Genomic DNA, 18,323 nt, shown 5'->3' with positions numbered 1-18,323 from the left:
CCGCCGCCCGCTGGAACCGGTCGATCACGGTTGCTCGGAGACCGCTGCAGGGGACCGGTGGCGCTGTCCGGCGTCCGGCGCGGCCGCCACGGCCGGCGCCGACCCCCGTTCCCCGGGTCCGGTCCGCGGTGCGCGTCCGTGGGATCAGCTGCGGCCGCTGGGCAGCGGCGCGGACGCGGCCCTGACACGCATGAGGGAGCGGCGGACGAGGATGACCCGAACATCGTCGTCCGCCGCTCCGAGGGGCCGGGGCGGCGATGACCCGAACACCGACGCGCCCCGGCTTCCGGGGGCCGAGGCTCCCGGAGCCCGCGATCAGGCGCTCGTCGTGGTGCCGTTCCGAGCCCGGCCAGCCGTCCGCGCCACGGCGGTCCGGACGATCGTCCGGCGCAGCGTGTACGGCAGCGTCAACCGCTCGTTCATGAGCTCGACTCCTGATCCTGATCCGCCACGGATGGTCCTGCGATGGTCGGTCGCTCCGTGGCCGTACGTGGACGATACCGCTCCACGGACTGATCGGTACGCCCTTTCTGGGTCGACGTCCAGGTTCGCCAGCGAGCGCCGGGACCACGAGCTGACATCGCCGGGGTCTGTGGAGAACGACCCCCGGTGTCGGCGGCGCCGATTACCCTGGTGGCGTGGTCACCGCCTTGTATCGCCGTTACCGGCCCGAGAACTTCGCCGAACTCATCGGCCAGTCGCAGGTGACCGATCCGCTGCGGACAGCACTCCGGGCAGACCGCGTCAACCACGCCTACCTCTTCAGCGGACCGAGGGGTTGTGGCAAGACCACGTCGGCACGGATCCTCGCGCGGTGTCTCAACTGCGCTCAGGGCCCGACGGACACGCCATGCGGAGTGTGCCCGAGCTGTGTGGAGCTGGCACGGGACGGCGGCGGGTCGCTCGACGTCATCGAGATCGACGCAGCCAGCCACAACGGCGTGGACGACGCACGCGACCTCCGCGACCGCGCCGTGTTCGCCCCGGCACGCGACCGCTACAAGATCTTCATCCTCGACGAGGCCCACATGGTCACGCCGCAGGGGTTCAACGCACTCCTCAAGTTGGTGGAGGAACCACCGGAGCACGTCAAGTTCATCTTCGCGACGACCGAGCCCGAGAAGGTCATCGGGACCATCCGCTCGCGGACCCACCACTACCCGTTCCGGCTCGTGCCGCCCGCGTCCATGCTCGAGTACGTCGAGCAGCTGTGCGCGCAGGAGTCCGTGTCGGTGGCGCCCGGTGTCCTGCCGCTCGTGGTCCGGGCCGGCGGGGGATCGGTACGGGACACCCTGTCGCTCCTCGACCAGCTGATGGCCGGGAGCGAGGACCGCACGATCGCCTACGACCGCGCGGTCGCACTCCTCGGGTACACCGATGCCGCCCTGCTCGACGACGTCGTGGACGCGCTCGCCGTGGCGGATCCGGCCTCGGCGTTCTCGGCCGTCGACCGCGTCGTGCAGACAGGTCAGGATCCGCGTCGCTTCGTCGAGGACCTGCTCGAACGGCTCCGCGACCTCATCGTCGTCGCCGCCACCAACGAGGGCGCTGCGGCCGTGTTGCGCGGAGTCTCGCCCGAGGAACTCGAGACGATGACGCGGCAGGCGGCCGTCTTCGGCGCGGTCGGGCTCTCGCGCGCGGCCGACATCGCGAACCGTGCGCTCACCGAGATGACCGGCGCGACGTCGCCCCGCCTGCACCTCGAACTCATGGTGGCGCGGATGCTCGTGCCGGAGAGCGATGACAGCCAGCGGGGCGCCCTGGCGCGCGTCGAGCGCCTCGAGCGTCGCGTCGGCGTCGGTGACGCCGGGGGCACGACCGGTTCTGCGCCCGTCGCTGTCGTCACGTCAAGCGCACCGGCTGCCGCACCCGCGCCGGCGCCGGCGCAGGCCGCGCCGACGACGGCCGCGCCGACCCCGGCTTCGACCCGTGCCACCGCTGCTGCTGCCCCGGCCAGCGCGTCCGGGACCGAACGGGCCGACGATGACGAGCAGCGCGCGGTCCCCGGCGCGGTCGAGGTCGTCCCCACGACCGGCAGCGCGCCCTCGGGTGCGGGCTCGCCCTCGTCGACCGGTGTCGGCGCGGCGCTCGCGGCCTCGCCGGCGGTCCGGGCCGTCGGCGAGCTGGGCGTGCAACAGGTGCGGGACAGCTGGCCGCAGGTCGTCGAGCACGTGCAGCGCGCTCGACGGTCCGCCTGGATGGTCGTCGTGACCGCGCAGGTGACCGCCTTCACGGACGACGTCCTCACACTGACGTTCCCGAGTCAGCAGGACGTCGCGTCGTTCAAGCAGATGACCGACCCGAAGGACAGCGTCAGCGAGTACCTCCGGGCCGCCATCCTCGATGTCCTCGGCGTCCGTGTGAAGTTCGTCGCTCGCGGACCGGCACCCGCTGGGTCGAACCCGGACGCGGGACGGCCCGCACCCGAGCGTCAGGCGGTGCCGGAGCGTCAGGCGACACCCGAGCGCCAGTCGGCGCCGGAGCGTCAGGCGGTGCCGGAGCGCCAGTCGGCGCGCGAGCGCCAGTCGGCGCCCGAGCGCCAGTCGGCGCGCGAGCGCCAGTCGGCGCCCGAGCGTCAGCCGACACCCGAGCGCCAGTCGGCGCCCGAGTCCGCACCGGCGGCGCCGACGCGTGACGGCGCTCGCGGATCCTCCGAGCAGAGCAGCGCACAGGTGCCGGCCTCAGCCGGGGGATCGGCGCCAGCAGCCGCGCCTGCTCCGTCCCGAGCATCCGCAGCCGCGCCGGCCCCCGCGCCCACCGGCCCGGTCACCGACTGGGTGGTCGCGACGATCCCGGCGTCCGATCCCACTGCAGATGCCGTCCCGGACGACGTCGAGCCGTCGTGGGCCGCGCCCTTCGGGGTGGCGTCGAGCCCGGACGGCACGGCACCGGCCGCCGTCGCGCCGGCCGGACGGACGGGTGGTGCGCCCGCGGATGCCCCGACGAGCGCGCCCGCTGCCGGTGCCGTCCGTGGTCCGGCCAGCACCCCGGCCGTCGCAGGCGGACCGAGCGACGTGCCGGTCGACGACTACCCCCTCGACGACGAGCCCTACGACGACGGAGCGCCGTTCCCGGACCCGGGCCCGTCGGGTCGATCCGCCGCGGGGCCCGTACCCACCGGAGGACGAGCACCGTCGGCGTCCGCACCCCGCGGGGGCGGCATCCCAGCTCCCGCCCGGACGGCCCCGTCGGCGCCCGAGCGGCCCGCCCGTGTGCCGGTCCCCGGACGCTACGGCGAGGCGGTCGTCCGTGAGATCCTCGGGGCCCAGTTCATCGAGGAGACCACGCTCGACAGCAGCGGGTCCGGAGGCTTCTGACCATGTACGACGGCATCGTCCAGGACATCATCGACGAGTTCGGCCGTCTGCCGGGGATCGGTCCGAAGTCCGCGCAGCGGATCGCGTTCCACATCCTGCAGACCGAGTCGTTCGACCCGACGCGCCTCGCGGAACTCCTCATGACGGTCAAGGAGAAGGTCCGCTTCTGCGAGGTCTGCGGGAACGTGACCGAGACGGAACGCTGCAGCATCTGCCGCGATCCCCGCCGCTCGCCCGCGGTCATCTGCGTGGTCGAGGAGGCCAAGGACGTCGCCGCGATCGAGCGGACCCGTGAGTTCCGCGGGCTGTACCACGTGCTCGGCGGCGCGATCAGCCCGATCGACGGCGTCGGCCCCGACGACCTCCGCATCCAGGGTCTGCTGACGCGGCTCGCGGACGGCACCGTGGACGAGGTCATCATCGCGACCGATCCGAACCTCGAGGGCGAGGCGACGGCCACCTACCTCAGCCGGCTCCTCGTGCCGATGGGGGTCCGGACGACGCGCCTCGCTTCCGGACTCCCGGTCGGTGGGGATCTCGAGTACGCCGACGAGGTCACGCTCGGACGCGCGTTCGAGGGGCGCCGGCTCGTGGGCGGTTGACCCGGGCCTCCCGGTCGACGGGAGCCGGCCGGCGACCGCCCGGGGTCGTCGCGTGCGGCGTGCACGCGACGCAACAGTCCGAGGACACTCGGTAGAATCGGCGGACCGCGTCCGTGGGAGTCCAGGAGTTCGTCAGTGGCATTGATCGTGCAGAAGTTCGGTGGCTCGTCCGTCGCGGACGCCGAGAGCATCAAGCGCGTGGCCAAGCGGATCGTCCAGACGAAGAAGGCCGGCAACGACGTCGTCGTGGCCGTCTCCGCGATGGGCGACACGACGGACGAGCTCCTCGACCTCGCGAACCAGGTCACCCCGTTGCCGTCCGGTCGCGAGCTGGACATGCTCCTCACCGCGGGCGAGCGGATCTCGATGGCGCTGCTCGCGATGGCGATCAAGAGCCTCGGGGTCGAAGCCAGCTCGTACACCGGCAGCCAGGCGGGCATGCTGACCGACGCCCAGCACGGCCGTGCCCGGATCGTCGACGTCACCCCGAAGCGCGTCCGTGAGGCCCTCGACGCCGGGCACGTGGCGATCGTCGCGGGGTTCCAGGGCTTCAACCGCACGACGGGCGAGATCACCACCCTCGGCCGCGGTGGCTCCGACACGACCGCCGTCGCCCTGGCCGCTGCCCTCGGTGCCGACGTGTGCGAGATCTACACCGACGTCGACGGCATCTTCAGCGCCGACCCGCGGGTCGTCCCGAAGGCGCGCAAGATCGACCGCATCACGAGCGAGGAGATGCTGGAGCTCGCGGCCGCGGGCGCCAAGGTCCTCTACATCCGCGCCGTCGAGTACGCCCGGCGGCACGGCGTCACCCTGCACGTCCGGTCCTCGTTCAACAACACCGAGGGCACCATCGTCTACAACCCTGCCGAGGGGGAGTCCGTGGAAGAACCGATCATCACCGGCATCGCCGGCGACCTCTCCGAGGGCAAGATCACGGTGGTCGGCGTGCCCGACCAGCCGGGCAAGGCGGCCGAGATCTTCACGACCGTCGCCCGGGCCGGCGCGAACATCGACATGATCGTGCAGAACGTCTCCGCCGCGGCGACCGGCCGCACCGACATCTCGTTCACGCTGCCGAAGTCGCAGGGCTCCGGGGTCCTCACCGCGCTCGAGGCCTCGAAGGCGAGCATCGGCTACGAGACCGTGCAGTACGACGACCAGATCGGCAAGCTCGCCCTGGTCGGTGCCGGCATGCGGACGAACGCCGGAGTGTCGGCGCAGCTGTTCCGTGCGCTCCACGAGGCCTCGATCAACATCGAGATGATCTCGACGAGCGAGATCCGGATCTCGGTCGTCACGCGGGCCGACACCCTGAACGAGGCGATGCGCGTCGTCCACTCGGCGTTCGGTCTCGACGCCGACGTCGAAGCCGTCGTCTACGCCGGCACCGGCCGGTAGACAGGAGACACCATGAGCGAGCTCACCGTCGCCGTCGTCGGCGCCACCGGGCAGGTCGGCACCGTCATGCGCCGTCTGCTGGAGGACCGTGCCTTCCCCGCCACGACGGTCCGGTTCTTCGCCACCGCCCGCTCCGCAGGCACGACGTTGCCGTTCCGGGGCGAGGACATCGTCGTCGAGGACTCGGCGACCGCGGACCCGACGGGCATCGACATCGCCCTGTTCTCCGCCGGGGCATCGGGATCCCGGACCCTGGCACCGCGCTTCGCCGCCGCGGGGGCGCTCGTCATCGACAACTCGAGCGCCTGGCGGATGGACCCGGATGTCCCGCTCGTCGTGAGCGAGGTCAACCCGCATGCGATCGACGAGGCACGCAAGGGCATCATCGCGAACCCGAACTGCACGACCATGGCGATCATGCCGGTCCTCAAGGTGCTCGATGCCGAGGCCGGTCTGCGCCGGCTCGTCGCGACGACGTACCAGGCCGTCTCCGGCAGCGGCCTCGCCGGCGTGGAGGAACTGCTCGGGCAGGCCCGGGCGGCGCTCGAGCAGGACGCCGCGGCCCTCACGCACGACGGCTCCGCCGTGACCTTCCCGGAGCCCACGAAGTACGTCGCGCCGATCGCCTTCGACGTCATCCCCCTCGCGGGCAGCATCGTCGACGACGGCTGGGGCGAGACGGACGAGGAGCAGAAGCTCCGGAACGAGAGCCGCAAGATCCTCGAGCTGCCCGACCTGCTCGTCGCGGGGACCTGCGTCCGGGTCCCGGTGTTCACGGGGCACTCGATCTCGGTGAACGCGGAGTTCGCGCGCCCCCTGACGCCGGAGCGAGCGTCGGAGGTCCTCGCCGCCGCACCGGGCGTGCAGTTGTCCGAGGTCCCGACGCCCCTGCAGGCCGCCGGCGCCGACCCGAGCTTCGTCGGGCGGATCCGGACGGACCGTTCGGCACCCGAGGGGCACGGGCTCGCCCTCTTCGTCAGCAACGACAACCTCCGGAAGGGTGCCGCGCTCAACGCGGTCCAGATCGCGGAGGCGGTGCTCGCCCGCCGCGCGGTCGTCGCCTGACCCAGGCCGTGCCTCCCGGCCCCGGCGCAGCCGGTGTCGGACCGCCGCCGGTAGGATCATCGGGTGCCAGAGAAGCCAGTGCAGCCGTTGGACGTCGTCCTGATCGGCGGTGGCATCATGAGCGCGACGCTGGGCGCGCTCATCCACCGTCTCGAGCCGGACTGGTCCATCCGGATCTACGAGCGCCTCGCCGACGTCGCCGAGGAGTCCTCCAACCCCTGGAACAACGCGGGAACCGGGCACTCGGCACTCTGTGAGCTGAACTACACGCCGGAGCTGCCCGACGGTTCCGTGGACATCAGCAAGGCCATCGGCGTCAACGAGCAGTTCCAGGTCTCGCGGCAGTTCTGGGCGCACCTCGTCGAGACCGGCGCGCTCGCCGCTCCCGAGACCTTCATCAACCCGACTCCGCACATCAGCTTCGTCTGGGGCGAGGACAACGTGTCCTACATGCGCACACGGTACGAGGCGATGAAGGACCACCCGCTCTTCGCCGGCCTCGAGTACAGCGACGACGCACGCCAGATTCGCCGGTGGGCGCCCGCGCTCATCCCCGGCCGGAAGCGGTCGCAGCCCATCGCGGCGACGTACTCGCCCGCCGGGTCCGACGTCGACTTCGGTTCCTTGACCCGTCAGCTCGTCGACGGACTGCGCCGGGACGGCGTCCAGTTCGAGTCGAACCACGTCGTGAAGAACGTGTCGCGCCGGAAGGACGGCACCTGGGAACTCCTCGTCAAGAACGAGGTGGGGCAGACGAGGTCCCGCATCGCGGCGAAGTTCGTCTTCGTGGGTGCCGGCGGTGGCGCGCTCCAGCTCCTCCAGCGCTCCGGCATCCCGGAGATCCGCGGTTACGGCGGGTTCCCCGTGAGCGGTGAGTTCCTCCGCTCCGACGACCCGGCGGTCGTGGTCAAGCACGCCGCCAAGGTCTACGGCAAGGCGTCGGTCGGTGCGCCGCCCATGTCGGTGCCGCACCTGGACACCCGGATCGTCGACGGTCAGGCGAGTCTGATGTTCGGGCCGTACGCCGGGTTCAGCCCGAAGTTCCTCAAGCAGGGCTCCTGGTCGGATCTCTTCCGGTCGATCCGGCTCCACAACCTGCGGCCGATGCTGTCGGTCGCGTTCTCGAACATGGACCTGGTCCGCTACCTGGTCGGGCAGCTGCTCGCGAGCCGGTCCCGCAAGTTCGCCGCGCTCCGGGACTTCATGCCGTCCGCACAGCCGGGGGACTGGCACCGGATCACGGCGGGACAGCGCGTCCAGGTCATCAAGCCCGACCGCGAGCGAGGCGGTGTCCTGCAGTTCGGCACCGAGGTCATCACCTCGGCGGACGGCAGCATCGCCGGGCTGCTCGGCGCCTCGCCCGGGGCGTCGACCGCGGTGCCGATCATGCTCGGGCTGCTCGAGCGCTGCTTCCCCGACCGCCGGGACCGCTGGGCGGATGCCATCCGGGGGATGGTGCCGACGTACGGCAAGCGGTTGTCGGACGACCCGGCGCTCGCTGACGAGACGCTCACCCGGACCGCGGCGACGTTGCACCTCCACCGCTGACCGCTGCCGCTTGACCTCCGTTCGAACACGTGTTCGAATGGGGACATGCGGTGGGACGGCCAGACGATCGGTGCCTCGGACGACGCGATGCTCCCCGGGCTCGCGTCGAACCGCGGGTTCGTCCGGAGCGTGACGACGCCGGAGTTCGCCGGGGTCACGTTCCACGAGGTCCTGGCCAAGTCGGCGCTCAACCGGGTCGGCGGCCACGACGGCGGCGTGTGGGGGTGGACGATCAACCCCTATCGGGGCTGCAGTCATGCCTGCGTGTACTGCTTCGCCCGCCCCACCCACGCCTACCTCGAGTTCGACGCCGGAGCGGACTTCGACCGGCAGATCGTGGTCAAGACGAACGTGTCCGAGGTCCTCACGCGTGAGCTGGCGCGACCCTCGTGGGATCGTCATCCCGTCGCGCTGGGCACGAACACGGACCCGTACCAGCGTGCCGAGGGGCGGTACCGGCTCATGCCCGGGATCATCCGCGCGCTCGCCGACTCGGGCACGCCGTTCAGCATCTTGACGAAGGGCACCTTGCTGCGTCGCGACATCCCGATCCTCGTCGAGGCCGCGGAGCGCGTCCCGGTGGACCTCGCCATGTCCATCGCCGTGTACGACGACGACCTCCAGCAGTCGGTGGAACCAGGGACGCCCTCGACGGCCGCGCGCTTGGCGACCGTGCGCGCGGTGCGCGACGCCGGACTCGACTGTTCCGTGTTCCTCATGCCGATCCTCCCGTACGTCACGGACACCAAGGCACACCTGACGGATGCGGTGGGCCGTGCGGCGGCAGCCGGGGCGACGAGCGTGGTGTTCTCCGCCCTGCACCTCAAGCCGGGCGTCAAGCCGTGGTTCATGGACTGGCTCGGACGACGCCACCCGGACCTCGTCGAGCGCTACCGGCGGATGTACCTCGATGCCGCGTACGCACCGCGGGACTACCGACGGTGGCTCTCGGAGCGGATGCGGCCGATCCTCGCCGACCACGGCCTGCCCATGGGGCGAGTGGACCCGGCGACGGGCTCCATGGGATTCCACGACGGTTCGCCACTCAAACGGGCCGCGGCGTCCTTCGGTGACGAGGTCGGCGAGGCACAGGGCGCTGCGGCTGATGCGGCGACCCCGGTGGCCCTGGTGGCCCCGGCAGCAGCGGCCCGGATCCTCCCGGCAGCTGGAGCCCCGGCGGTGCCGAACGCCGTGTCCCCGACCACGGCAGGCCGCGTACGAGGGGGCCTCGACGTCGCCGCAGGGTCGGCCGTCACCCTGTTCTGACGTCGTCCTCCACGCCCGGCGAGCATGGTCGCGCGGGCGCTGCCTCCGCCGACGTCGGGGGCCGGCTCTCGGGGTTGGGTCCGGGCATTCGGGGGACACACCATGGTCGCGACGGCCCGCTACAATCGGGTCAACCCGAGCCAACTCCACTGTTCGGGGTACACGACGCGCGCTGTGGTGGTTGAATCGGCCGCGGCGCACCAGGGCGGCGGAAGGGACGGCACCGATGCTCGGGATCCCAACGCACCTCGCGCCGCGCGTGAACGCATGGTCGCTGGTGCGGGCGTTCCACGCTGCCGCCCTCGCAGCACTGGTCGCACTCGTCGCGGTCCTCGGGCTGTACGGCGCGGTCACGGGGTCACCGCGCGTCGGACTCGCGGTGCTCGCGCTCGTCCCGACGACCGTGATGATCGCCGTCCACGCACGCATCGGTACGTGGCGCTCTGCGGCGGCGTTCCTGTTCGTGGGGGGCGCGTGCTCGTACTGGTTCACGATCGTCGTGGCGAGCGGCCTCGGCGCGCCCACCTGGATCGAGTCCTACCTCTTGTCGCTCGCCGTCATCCCGCTCGTGCTCGTGGGTGGGGCGAGCACGTCGACGGGACGGGTGATCGCGTGGTCGATCCTCGGGTTCTCGGTCGGTCACCTCGCGACGTTGATCGGTACGGCCCAGGTGATCGGCCAGGTGGTGGCGACCCTGCTCGCATGGGTGACCATGGGGCTCGTCGTCGGGATCGTGGGCGTCGCCACGGGGCTGACCGCGCGGTTGCAGCGCGTCCAACCCGAGCTGCTGCGGTCGGCGCGCGAGGAGCACGTGTCGACGTACCGGCAGGGCATCGAGCTCGAGGCCGCGGCGATCCTCCACGACACGGTCCTCAACCACCTCAACGCGATCGCCCTCGCCCCCGCGGGCCCCATGGACGCCACCCTCGCCCGGACCGTCGACGAGGACTTCGCGATGCTCACCGGACACGAGTGGTTGGCGGCGCCGGACGCGGGCCGGGACGCCGATGCGCAGGGACGAGCCGTGACGGACGACGACGTGGTCCACCGGACGGTGGAGGAGTGCCGGTCCGCGGGCCTCCAGGTCGACCTGACCGGCGACCCGGGCGTCACCGCCCGGCTGGACCAGCCGGTCGCGGCCGCGCTCGCGCGTGCGCTCGCGCAGTGCCTGACGAACGTCCAGAAACACGCCGGTACCGATCGCGCCGAAGTCAGCGTGTTCGACGACGGCCTCATGTGCACCGTGATGGTCGTCGACGACGGCCGGGGCTTCGACGAGCGGACGACCGGCGCCGACCGCCTCGGTCTCCGCAACTCCGTGCGGCAGCGGATCGATCGCGTCGGTGGTGAGGTGCAGGTGTGGTCCTCGCCCGGCAGCGGGACCAGCGTCATGATGTCCGTGCCCTTCCGTCCGGGCCGACGCGGTGCCGCCGAGGGTGACGCGCGGCGCGCCGGCGCGGTCTCGGCACCCTCGTTCCCCGCCGGAGACGACGGCCGGCTCAGGTCGGCCTCGTGAGCCGCGAGCCCGCTCGGACCCCGCAGCAGTACGACCCGCTCGGCGCACTCGGGTCCCGCCCGCTCGCCCTCGTGACCGGGGCCGCCTCGGTCGTCTGGGCGCTCGTGGCCTCCATCGTCGCCCGGGACGTACCGGGGAGTCCCACGCTCTCCGCGCTCACCGTGCTGCTCGTCGCGGCGGCCGCCGGTGTCTCGGCGTTCGCGACGAGTCCGTTCCGTGCGCCGTTCGCGCGCGGGGCGTTCGTCGCCTACACCGCGCTCCTCGCGGCGGCGTCGATCGCGAGCGTCGCGGCGCAGTGGGGCCCGGACCGGGACGCCGCGAACGACTTCATGCCGCTCGTCACGGGCGTCGGCATCCTCGTGATGGCGCCCTACCGGCCCTGGCGCGACGTCCTCGTCGGCGGGGTGGTCCTGGCGGTCGTCGACGCCGTGGCGTTCGGGGCCGTGGCCGGCGCGTTCCCGTCCAGCGTGCCGGTCGCGGTGTCGGCCGTGCTCGCCGCCGTCCCCACCGTCGTGCTCACGACCGCGGCCGTGGCGTTCGCGTGGACGTTCGTCGGTCTCGCCGAACGGGTGCAGATCCGCGCGGCCTCGTACTCGGTCGAGCGTGCGGAGCGGGACGGCATCGCCCGCAGCGTCCAGCAGGACCGGGTGACCATCCTCGCCCGCGACGTCATCCCGTTCTTCGAACAGCTCCGGAGGCGCGAGGCGATCACCGACGCCGACCGTGCCCGCGCGCGCTCCATCGCCGACGGCATCCGCCGCGTCATGGTCGCCGAGGCCGATCGCACGTGGCTCGAGCAGGCGCTCATGGCGGACGGCGCCGAGGCCGCGCACGTCGATGATTCGGGTGCCCTCATCCGCAGCATGGACGTCGACCAGCGGACGGTCGTCCGCACGGCGGTCCGCGCGGTGCTCCGGGCGTCCACCGTCGACCCGGCGGGCGTCCGGATCCGGATCGAGCCGGACCCGCACCACGACGGCCGCGTCCGCTTCACGCTCGAGGCCGCGGTCGCAGCCACGGACCTCGCCATCCACCGCGCCTTCGATCCGTACCTCGCCGTCCTCCGCGTGACGTTCCCGGACCTCGACGTCGAGGTCCGTCCTTCCGCCCTCGCACTAAGGTTCTCTTATGACCAGCACTGACCCGAACAGGCTGACCAACGGGCAGTCGGCGCGGTTCCCTGCCGCCGACGCCCGGCCCGCCGGAGCGACGTCCGTGCCGGCCACCGCGCGCGACGCCCGCGCCGCTCAGGGGGCACCGGGTCAAGGAGCAGGGCAGAGCGCACGGCGCGTCCGGCTCGCGATCCTCGACGACCACGAGGTCCTCCTCGACAGCCTGTCGAGCTGGATCTCGGTGAACGCCTACGACTTCGATCTCGCGCTCACCGCGCACAGCTGGCTCGAGATGGTGCACAGCGACAGCTTCCCGACCGACCTCGTGTTCCTCGACTTCCAGCTCAAGGAACCCGTCTCGATCGAGGCCCGGGTCCGGACCTGCCGTGCTGCCGGCGCGAAGGTCGTGGTGTTGTCGAGCGTCGACACGCGGGAGTCCCGCGACCGTGCACTGCAGGCCGGAGCCGCGGCGTTCCTGTCGAAGTCGCTGCCGATGCGCGAGGTCATGGACATCGCCCGCGACATCATGGGCGTCGCTCGTGAGGCCGCTCCGCAGCGCGACTGGCGTCCCCTGCCGACCGGTGCGAACGCGCACCAGCGGCCGAAGCTGAGCCACGGTGAGGAAGAAGCGCTCCGGTTGTACGTGTCGGGGTTCTCGACGAACGAGGTCGCCGCGCAGATGAACGTGCAGTACGAGACCGCCAAGACGTACCTGCGTCGCGTGCGGGAGAAGTACGGCAAGGTCGGTCGGCCGGCATCGAAGAAGTCCGATCTCATCCGGCGCGCGGCGGAGGACGGGTTCCTCCAGTAGTGGCGAAGCTGTACTTCCGCTACGGCGCCATGAACAGCGGCAAGAGCACCGCGCTGCTCCAGGCGGCGTTCAACTACGAGGAGCGGGGCCAGCGGGTGCTCCTCGCGAAGCCCTCGGTGGACACGAAGGGCGACCGGCACATCGTCTCGCGCCTCGGCGTGACCCGTCCCGTCGACCTCGTCGTCGGTGGGTCGGACGACGTGCGCGCCGCGGTGGCCACGGCGAGCGGGACCGACCCGATGTCGTCGTCCCTCGACGGCATGGTGCGGCCGGTGAGCTGCGTCCTCGTCGACGAGGCCCAGTTCCTCACGCCCCGGCAGGTCGACGACCTGCTCCGCATCGCCGTCCTCGACGAGGTCCCGGTGCTCGCCTACGGCATCCGCACCGACTTCCGGACCGAGGCGTTCCCGGGCAGCCGCCGTCTCCTCGAGGTCGCCCACTCCCTCGAGGAGCTGAAGACCATCTGCCGATGCGGCCGGAAGGCCGTGTTCAACGCGCGCAAGGTCGACGGCGTGTTCGTCTTCGCCGGGTCGCAGGTGGCGATCGACGGCGCCGACGTGACGTACGAGTCGCTCTGCGCCACCTGCTACCTCACCGAGTCCGGCGGCGTCCTCGACGGCGACTGACGTCGGTCGGGAGGCGCGGTGCCGGTCCGACCGCACCGTGCCGCCCGGGATCCAGCCGCGGTGGCGGCCCGCCGCGGGTCCGGCCCGAGCCGTGCCTCCCGGGATCCAGCCGTGGTGCCGGCCCGCTGCGGGTGGGCCTGGGCCGTGCCTCCCGGGAATCCGGCGGCGCCACGAGGCGTTGCAGTGGGCATGACCGACACCAGCGTGCACCTGTCCGTCCTCGACCTGGCGACGCGGGAGTACGGGCAGTCGAACGGTGACGCGCTCCGGGGGAGCGTGGAGACCGCGACCGTCGCGGAGCGGCTCGGGTACGAGCGGTTCTGGGTCGCGGAGCACCACGGCATGCCCGGCATCACCTCGTCCGCACCGGCGGTGCTGCTCTCCGCCGTGGGCGCGGCCACGTCCACGATCCGTATCGGCAGCGGCGGTGTCATGCTGCCGAACCACGCCCCACTCGTCGTCGCCGAGCAGTTCGGTACGCTCCGTGCCCTCTACGGCGACCGCGTCGACCTCGGGCTCGGACGCGCTCCGGGTACCGACGGGGCGACGGCGATGGCCCTCCGTCGGACCGACCGGCTCGACGTCGACGACTTCCCCGACCGCCTCGCCGACCTCATCGGGTTCTTCACGGGCATGGAGCCCACGAACCCCCTCGCGCGCATCCAGGCGGTCCCGGGATACGGCGACGTGCCGGAGTTCTGGCTGCTCGGGTCGTCCGGCTACAGCGCTCAGGTCGCCGGCGTGCTCGGCGTCTCGTTCGCGTTCGCGCACCACTTCGCCGCGGACAACACCGAAGCGGCGCTGGAGCTCTACCGGTCCTCGTTCCGTCCGTCGCGGTTCCTGTCCGAACCGCGGTCGATGATCGGCGTCCAGGTCGTCACCGACGAGGACCCCCGAGTTGTCGACGAGCAGTCCGCGCCGGGCATGATCTCGTTCATCCGCATGCGTCAGGGTGCGAAGCCGCAGCCCGTGAGCATGGACGAGGCCCGGGCCCATCAGTTCGACGAGCTCGAGCGCCGGTTCATCGCCGCGCGGATCGCCCGCCAGGCGTACGGCTCGGCCGACGAGGTCGCCGACAAGCTGTCGTCCCTGCTCGACTCGACGGGTGCCGACGGCCTGATCATCGCGCCGGGTGCCGCGCAGGCCCCGTACCGGCACCAGGCGCTCGAGACCGTCATGCGGCTGCACCGGGAGGGCCGGATCACCCGGACCGCCTCGGCTGCTGCTCCCGCCCTCTGACGCGTCCGCCACGCGGACGCGCATCCGCGAGCGGCCGACGGACTGGGGCTGGCCGCTCGCGAGCGGCGGTCCTGCCTGCGGAAGGACGAAGGGCCCGGCTCACATGAGCCGGGCCCTTCGTGGTGGTCGGGGTGACAGGATTTGAACCTGCGACCTCCTCGTCCCGAACGAGGCGCGCTACCAAGCTGCGCCACACCCCGCGGTGCGGTTGTCCGAATCGGAGCAACCCCAGAAGTCTACCGGATGATCGGGGGTGTTCGAGACCACGCGTCGGATGGTCAGACCGTGCGCGCCGTGAGCGTGACGACGACCGCCTCGGGTCGGACTGCGAACCGCACGGGCGCGTAGATCGACGTCCCGATCCCCGCCGAGACCTCGAGCCAGGACCAGTGCGTCCGGTTCTCCCACCGGTGCAGACCGCTCGCGTAGCGCCGGGGGAGGTCCGAGTTCGTGACGAGCGCGCCGTACCCGGGGACCGCGACCTGGCCGCCGTGCGTGTGTCCCGCGAACACGATGTCCGCGCCCTGGGCGACGAACGCGTCGAGCACGCGGCGGTAGGGCGCGTGCGTCACGCCGATCGACACGGGCTCCGGTCCCGGCTCGTCCGTCCACGGGACGTTCTCGCGGAGCTCGTCGACGGTGTTCGGCAGGAGATCGAGGCGGTCCCAACCGCGGTGCGCGTCGCCGGTCCCGAACAGTTCGAGGCGTGAGCCGCGGAGTTCGACGGCATGTGCCCGGTTGTTCAGGTCGAGCCAGCCCAGGGACTCGAAGAACGCGTGCTGGCGCGTGACGTCGAGGCGCACCGGTTCGACGTCCTTGCGGAGCTGGCTGGGGCCGCCGAAGTACTTGAGCGGGTTGCGCGGGCTCGGCCCGAAGTGGTCGTTCGAGCCGTCGACGAAGGCGCCGGGCACGCCGCGGAACGGTTCGAGTGCGTACTCCACCGCGGCGTTCGCCATCGGGTGGCTCACGTTGTCGCCCGTGTTCACGATGAAGTCCGGCTCGACGAGGCTCAGGTCACGGAGCCACTGCTGCTTGTCGGACTGCCACGGCGCCATGTGGATGTCGGACAGGTGCAGCACGGTCAGGTCCCGTGATCCCGGCGGCAGGACCGGGACGGTCTCCCACCGGATCGAGAACCGCCGACGCTCCACGAGCGTGCCCCACGCGGCACTCCCGACGCCGACGGCCGCGGCGACCGCGAGGACGCCGAGCGCGGCCGAGCCGCCGCGACCGCGCGTCACTTGCAGTTCCCCGGGTCCTTGCCGTCCGGCGTCCCGTACAGCGTGAGCGTCACCTGGGCCGACTTCGTCGCGGCGGTCCCGGCGGCCGGGTCCGTCGACGCGACCTTGCAGGCCTGGCCGTTCGTGCCCTTCTGGAAGGTGCCGCTCACGGTCACGGACGTGAAGCCCTGATCGCCGAGGGTCGCCTTGGCGTCCGACGACGTCCTGCCCTTGACGTCGGGGACCTTCGCCTGGGACCCGTCGCTGGTGAACACCGTGACGCTCGATCCCTTCGAGAGCATCGTGCCCGCGGTGGGCGAGGTCGAGGACACCGTGCCCGCGGCGGCGGACCCCGCCTGTGTGCCACCGTCGACGAACGTGAAGCCGTCCGCGGCGAGCGTCGTCTGGGCGTCGGCCGTCGTCTTCCCGCTGAGGTCCGGCACGCTCACGGACGACCCGTTGATCGCGGACGACGTGGGGTCCGTGAACACGCCCGGTGCGTACTGCTGGTTGACCGGCGTCTGCGCCTGTCGCCAGACGGACGCGCGCTGCGACGCGAGGGTGGTCCCGCTCGCGGGCGAGTACACGTGCCGGAGGCTGATCCGCTTGCCGTCCGTGTTGCCCTGCCAGTAGGCCGTGACGACCTTGGTGCTCCCGCCGACGAGCCAGATCTGGTCGGCGTTGTCGGTGGTCCCCGTCTTGCCGAAGAGCTGGGCTCCGTCGTACGTCTGCGCGCCCACCGCGGTGCCGCTCGAGATCGTGCGCTTCATCGCGTAGACCGCGGCCTGCGCCACGCTCGGGTCGATGACCTGCTTGCACTGCTTCGTCTGGCCGCCGAGCGACGTGCCGTTCGCGTCCGTGATGCCGTCGATCGCGATCGGAGCGCAGTACACGCCGTTGTTCGCGACGGTGGCGTACGCCGACGCCATCGTGAGGGGCGCGATGTTGTTCACACCGAGCACGGACGAGGGCACGGTCTTCAGCGCCTTGCCGTCGGCGTCGTGCACGCCGAGCTTCTGCGCCACGTCACGGATGTCGCAGAGGTCGAGCTTGGCCGCCATGGACTCGAAGGCCGCGTTGACCGACTCGGCGGTGGCGTTGACGACCGAGTAGTACCCGCGTTCGCCGAGCGAGTCGTTCTTCGGGTTCCAGGGGGTGTACAGCGTGCTCCCGCAGTGCTGCCATGCGCTCACCGTGTGGGGCGTCCCGTTGACGCTCTCGTACAAGCCGTGCCCGTTCTCGAGCCAGTCGAGGAGCGTGAACAGCTTGTACGTCGACCCGGTCTGGAACCCGATCGAGTTGCCGTACTTGTGGTCGACGCTGTAGTTGATGCTCGTGGACGACGGGGGCGAGGTCGGGGACTGGTCGTAGTCCTTGTTCTGCGCCATCGTCAGGATCCGCCCCGTGGACGTCTCGACGGAGTCGAAGGTCGACCCGAGCGAGAGCGCTGTCGAGCCCTTGTCGTCGTACGTGTCGAGCAAGGTCTTCTGCTGCCCGTTGAGGTCGAGGTCGAGCGTGGTCTGGATCTTGTACCCGCCGGTCCGCCACGCGGCGTCGCGTTCCTCCTGGGTCCCGCCGAGCTGGTCCATCTCCTTGACGACCTTGACGGCGTAGTCGCAGAAGAACTGGGCGCCGGTTCCACCGGCCGCCTGGCACCCCTGCGTGGCCGGGGTCAGGTGGACGTAGTCCGCGGGCTTCGTCGCGAGGGCGCTGTCGAGGTCCGCCTTCGAGATGTCGTGCTCGGCGAACATCGCCTTGAGGATGACGTCGCGGCGGGCCTGGTTGGCGTCGTAGTACTTCGGGTCCGAGAGGTTCCGCGTGTTCGGCGACTGCACGATCGCCAGGATCGACGCGGCCTCGACCGGCGAGAGGTTCGTGGCGCTCTTGTTGAAGTAGTGCTGCGCTGCCGCCTGCACCCCGTACGTGTTGTCGCCGAAGTACGCGATGTTGAGGTACGCGGTGAGGATCTGCTTCTTCGTGTACTTCTTCGCCAGACCGATGGCGAGTTTCATCTCCTCGAGCTTGCGCGGGATCGTCTGTTCGACGGCCTGGTTGTAGGCCTTCAGCTGCTCGGCCTTGGTCGGCTTCTCGAGCGCCTGCTGCATCTTGATGTTCCGGACGAGCTGCATCGTCAGCGTCGACGCCCCACCGGAGTCACCGAGGCTGCCACCGGCGATGCTGCCCACACCCGCGCGGACCAACGACGCGACGTCGACGCCGCCGTGGCTCCAGAAGCGGCGGTCCTCGCCGTCGACCGCGGCGTCCTTGAGCATCGGGGAGATCTGGTCGTACGTCAGTTCCTCGCGGTTCTGGTCGTACACGGTCGCGAACTGCACGGACTTGCCGCCCTGGTACGCGTAGAGTTCATTCCGCTGAGGCAGCGCACCGATCTCGATGTACTCCGGCAGCGACTCGAAGACGCCGATCGTGGACGTCGTCGTGACGCCCGCGACGGCGATGGCGGGGGTCACCCCGATCGTCACGAGCAGTCCGGCGAGCACGCTGAAGCCGACGAAACCGACCAGGGCGCCGACGGCGGAGACGGGCTTCGTCCTCTGGGCAGACATAGGATGCAGCCTAGATGATGCCCCCGACCGTCC

Annotated in this window: 13 protein-coding genes and 1 tRNA gene; 11 read left to right on the top strand and 3 right to left on the bottom strand. The window is 71.3% G+C overall.

Going from position 1 to position 18,323, the window contains the following annotated elements:
* The first annotated feature begins 638 nt into the window (after positions 1-638).
* The 11 genes from DEI92_RS11010 to DEI92_RS10960 all read left to right on the top strand — a co-directional run bounded on the left by DEI92_RS11010 (position 639) and on the right by DEI92_RS10960 (position 14,503).
* Entirely contained in the window at positions 639-3,317 is a 2,679-nt protein-coding gene (locus DEI92_RS11010) for a DNA polymerase III subunit gamma and tau (RefSeq protein WP_111013518.1), read from the top strand.
* Between the two features lie 2 nt (positions 3,318-3,319).
* Positions 3,320-3,919 carry a recombination mediator RecR gene (gene recR / locus DEI92_RS11005; RefSeq protein ID WP_111013517.1) on the top strand — a complete coding sequence of 200 codons (600 nt, stop codon included), beginning with the start codon at positions 3,320-3,322 and terminating at the stop codon, positions 3,917-3,919.
* Between the two features lie 135 nt (positions 3,920-4,054).
* Positions 4,055-5,320: an aspartate kinase gene (locus tag DEI92_RS11000; protein WP_111013516.1), complete on the top strand. Its 1,266-nt coding sequence runs from the start codon at positions 4,055-4,057 to the stop codon at positions 5,318-5,320.
* A 12-nt stretch (positions 5,321-5,332) separates the two neighbouring features.
* The gene (locus tag DEI92_RS10995; protein ID WP_111009470.1) at positions 5,333-6,385 is read left to right on the top strand and encodes an aspartate-semialdehyde dehydrogenase; all 1,053 of its coding nucleotides are present in this window, start codon (positions 5,333-5,335) and stop codon (positions 6,383-6,385) included.
* A gap of 63 nt (positions 6,386-6,448) precedes the next feature.
* Positions 6,449-7,933: a malate:quinone oxidoreductase gene (locus tag DEI92_RS10990; protein WP_111013515.1), complete on the top strand. Its 1,485-nt coding sequence runs from the start codon at positions 6,449-6,451 to the stop codon at positions 7,931-7,933.
* A gap of 45 nt (positions 7,934-7,978) precedes the next feature.
* The gene (locus tag DEI92_RS10985) at positions 7,979-9,199 is read left to right on the top strand and encodes an Rv2578c family radical SAM protein (RefSeq protein ID WP_111013514.1); all 1,221 of its coding nucleotides are present in this window, start codon (positions 7,979-7,981) and stop codon (positions 9,197-9,199) included.
* A 226-nt stretch (positions 9,200-9,425) separates the two neighbouring features.
* Positions 9,426-10,715 carry a sensor histidine kinase gene (locus tag DEI92_RS10980; protein ID WP_111013513.1) on the top strand — a complete coding sequence of 430 codons (1,290 nt, stop codon included), beginning with the start codon at positions 9,426-9,428 and terminating at the stop codon, positions 10,713-10,715.
* Positions 10,712-11,857 (top strand): hypothetical protein, encoded by a 1,146-nt coding sequence (locus tag DEI92_RS10975; protein WP_111013512.1) that lies wholly within the window; start codon positions 10,712-10,714, stop codon positions 11,855-11,857. The genes DEI92_RS10980 and DEI92_RS10975 overlap by 4 nt, the downstream gene beginning before the upstream one ends.
* Positions 11,844-12,638 (top strand): response regulator, encoded by a 795-nt coding sequence (locus tag DEI92_RS10970; protein ID WP_258370171.1) that lies wholly within the window; start codon positions 11,844-11,846, stop codon positions 12,636-12,638. Before DEI92_RS10975 ends, DEI92_RS10970 begins: the two co-directional genes overlap by 14 nt.
* Positions 12,638-13,264, top strand: a complete 627-nt coding sequence (locus tag DEI92_RS10965) for a thymidine kinase (RefSeq protein WP_111009475.1) — start codon at positions 12,638-12,640, stop codon at positions 13,262-13,264. The genes DEI92_RS10970 and DEI92_RS10965 overlap by 1 nt, the downstream gene beginning before the upstream one ends.
* Positions 13,265-13,453: 189 nt before the next feature.
* On the top strand, positions 13,454-14,503 hold the full coding sequence (locus tag DEI92_RS10960) for an LLM class flavin-dependent oxidoreductase (RefSeq protein ID WP_111013511.1): 1,050 nt from the start codon (positions 13,454-13,456) through the stop codon (positions 14,501-14,503).
* Positions 14,504-14,626: 123 nt separating this feature from the next.
* On the opposite strand, the gene DEI92_RS10955 is transcribed toward DEI92_RS10960, so the two are convergent.
* The 3 genes from DEI92_RS10955 to DEI92_RS10945 form a co-directional block, all read right to left on the bottom strand.
* A tRNA-Pro gene (locus DEI92_RS10955) sits at positions 14,627-14,703 on the bottom strand.
* 78 nt (positions 14,704-14,781) lie between these two features.
* Complete coding sequence (locus DEI92_RS10950) at positions 14,782-15,744, bottom strand: metallophosphoesterase (RefSeq protein ID WP_111013510.1); 963 nt, start codon at positions 15,742-15,744, stop codon at positions 14,782-14,784.
* A complete protein-coding gene (locus tag DEI92_RS10945; protein ID WP_111013509.1) occupies positions 15,741-18,290 on the bottom strand; it encodes a transglycosylase domain-containing protein in 2,550 nt (849 codons plus the stop codon). The genes DEI92_RS10950 and DEI92_RS10945 overlap by 4 nt, the downstream gene beginning before the upstream one ends.
* Positions 18,291-18,323 lie beyond the last annotated feature (33 nt).

The organism is Curtobacterium sp. MCBD17_034, assembly GCF_003234515.1.
Lineage (GTDB): Bacteria > Actinomycetota > Actinomycetes > Actinomycetales > Microbacteriaceae > Curtobacterium.
The sequence above is the reverse complement of the archived record's forward strand: the minus strand, read 5'-3'. Positions and strand labels throughout refer to the sequence as shown.

Excerpts from the sequence above, each read along its gene's own strand:
- recR (WP_111013517.1), top strand. The coding sequence starts at position 3,320 with ATGTACGACGGCATCGTCCAGGACATCATCGACGAGTTCGGCCGTCTG.
- DEI92_RS10995 (WP_111009470.1), top strand. The coding sequence starts at position 5,333 with ATGAGCGAGCTCACCGTCGCCGTCGTCGGCGCCACCGGGCAGGTCGGC.
- DEI92_RS10985 (WP_111013514.1), top strand. The coding sequence starts at position 7,979 with ATGCGGTGGGACGGCCAGACGATCGGTGCCTCGGACGACGCGATGCTC.
- DEI92_RS10980 (WP_111013513.1), top strand. The coding sequence starts at position 9,426 with ATGCTCGGGATCCCAACGCACCTCGCGCCGCGCGTGAACGCATGGTCG.
- DEI92_RS10970 (WP_258370171.1), top strand. The coding sequence starts at position 11,844 with ATGACCAGCACTGACCCGAACAGGCTGACCAACGGGCAGTCGGCGCGG.
- DEI92_RS10960 (WP_111013511.1), top strand. The coding sequence starts at position 13,454 with ATGACCGACACCAGCGTGCACCTGTCCGTCCTCGACCTGGCGACGCGG.
- DEI92_RS10945 (WP_111013509.1), bottom strand. The coding sequence starts at position 18,290 with ATGTCTGCCCAGAGGACGAAGCCCGTCTCCGCCGTCGGCGCCCTGGTC.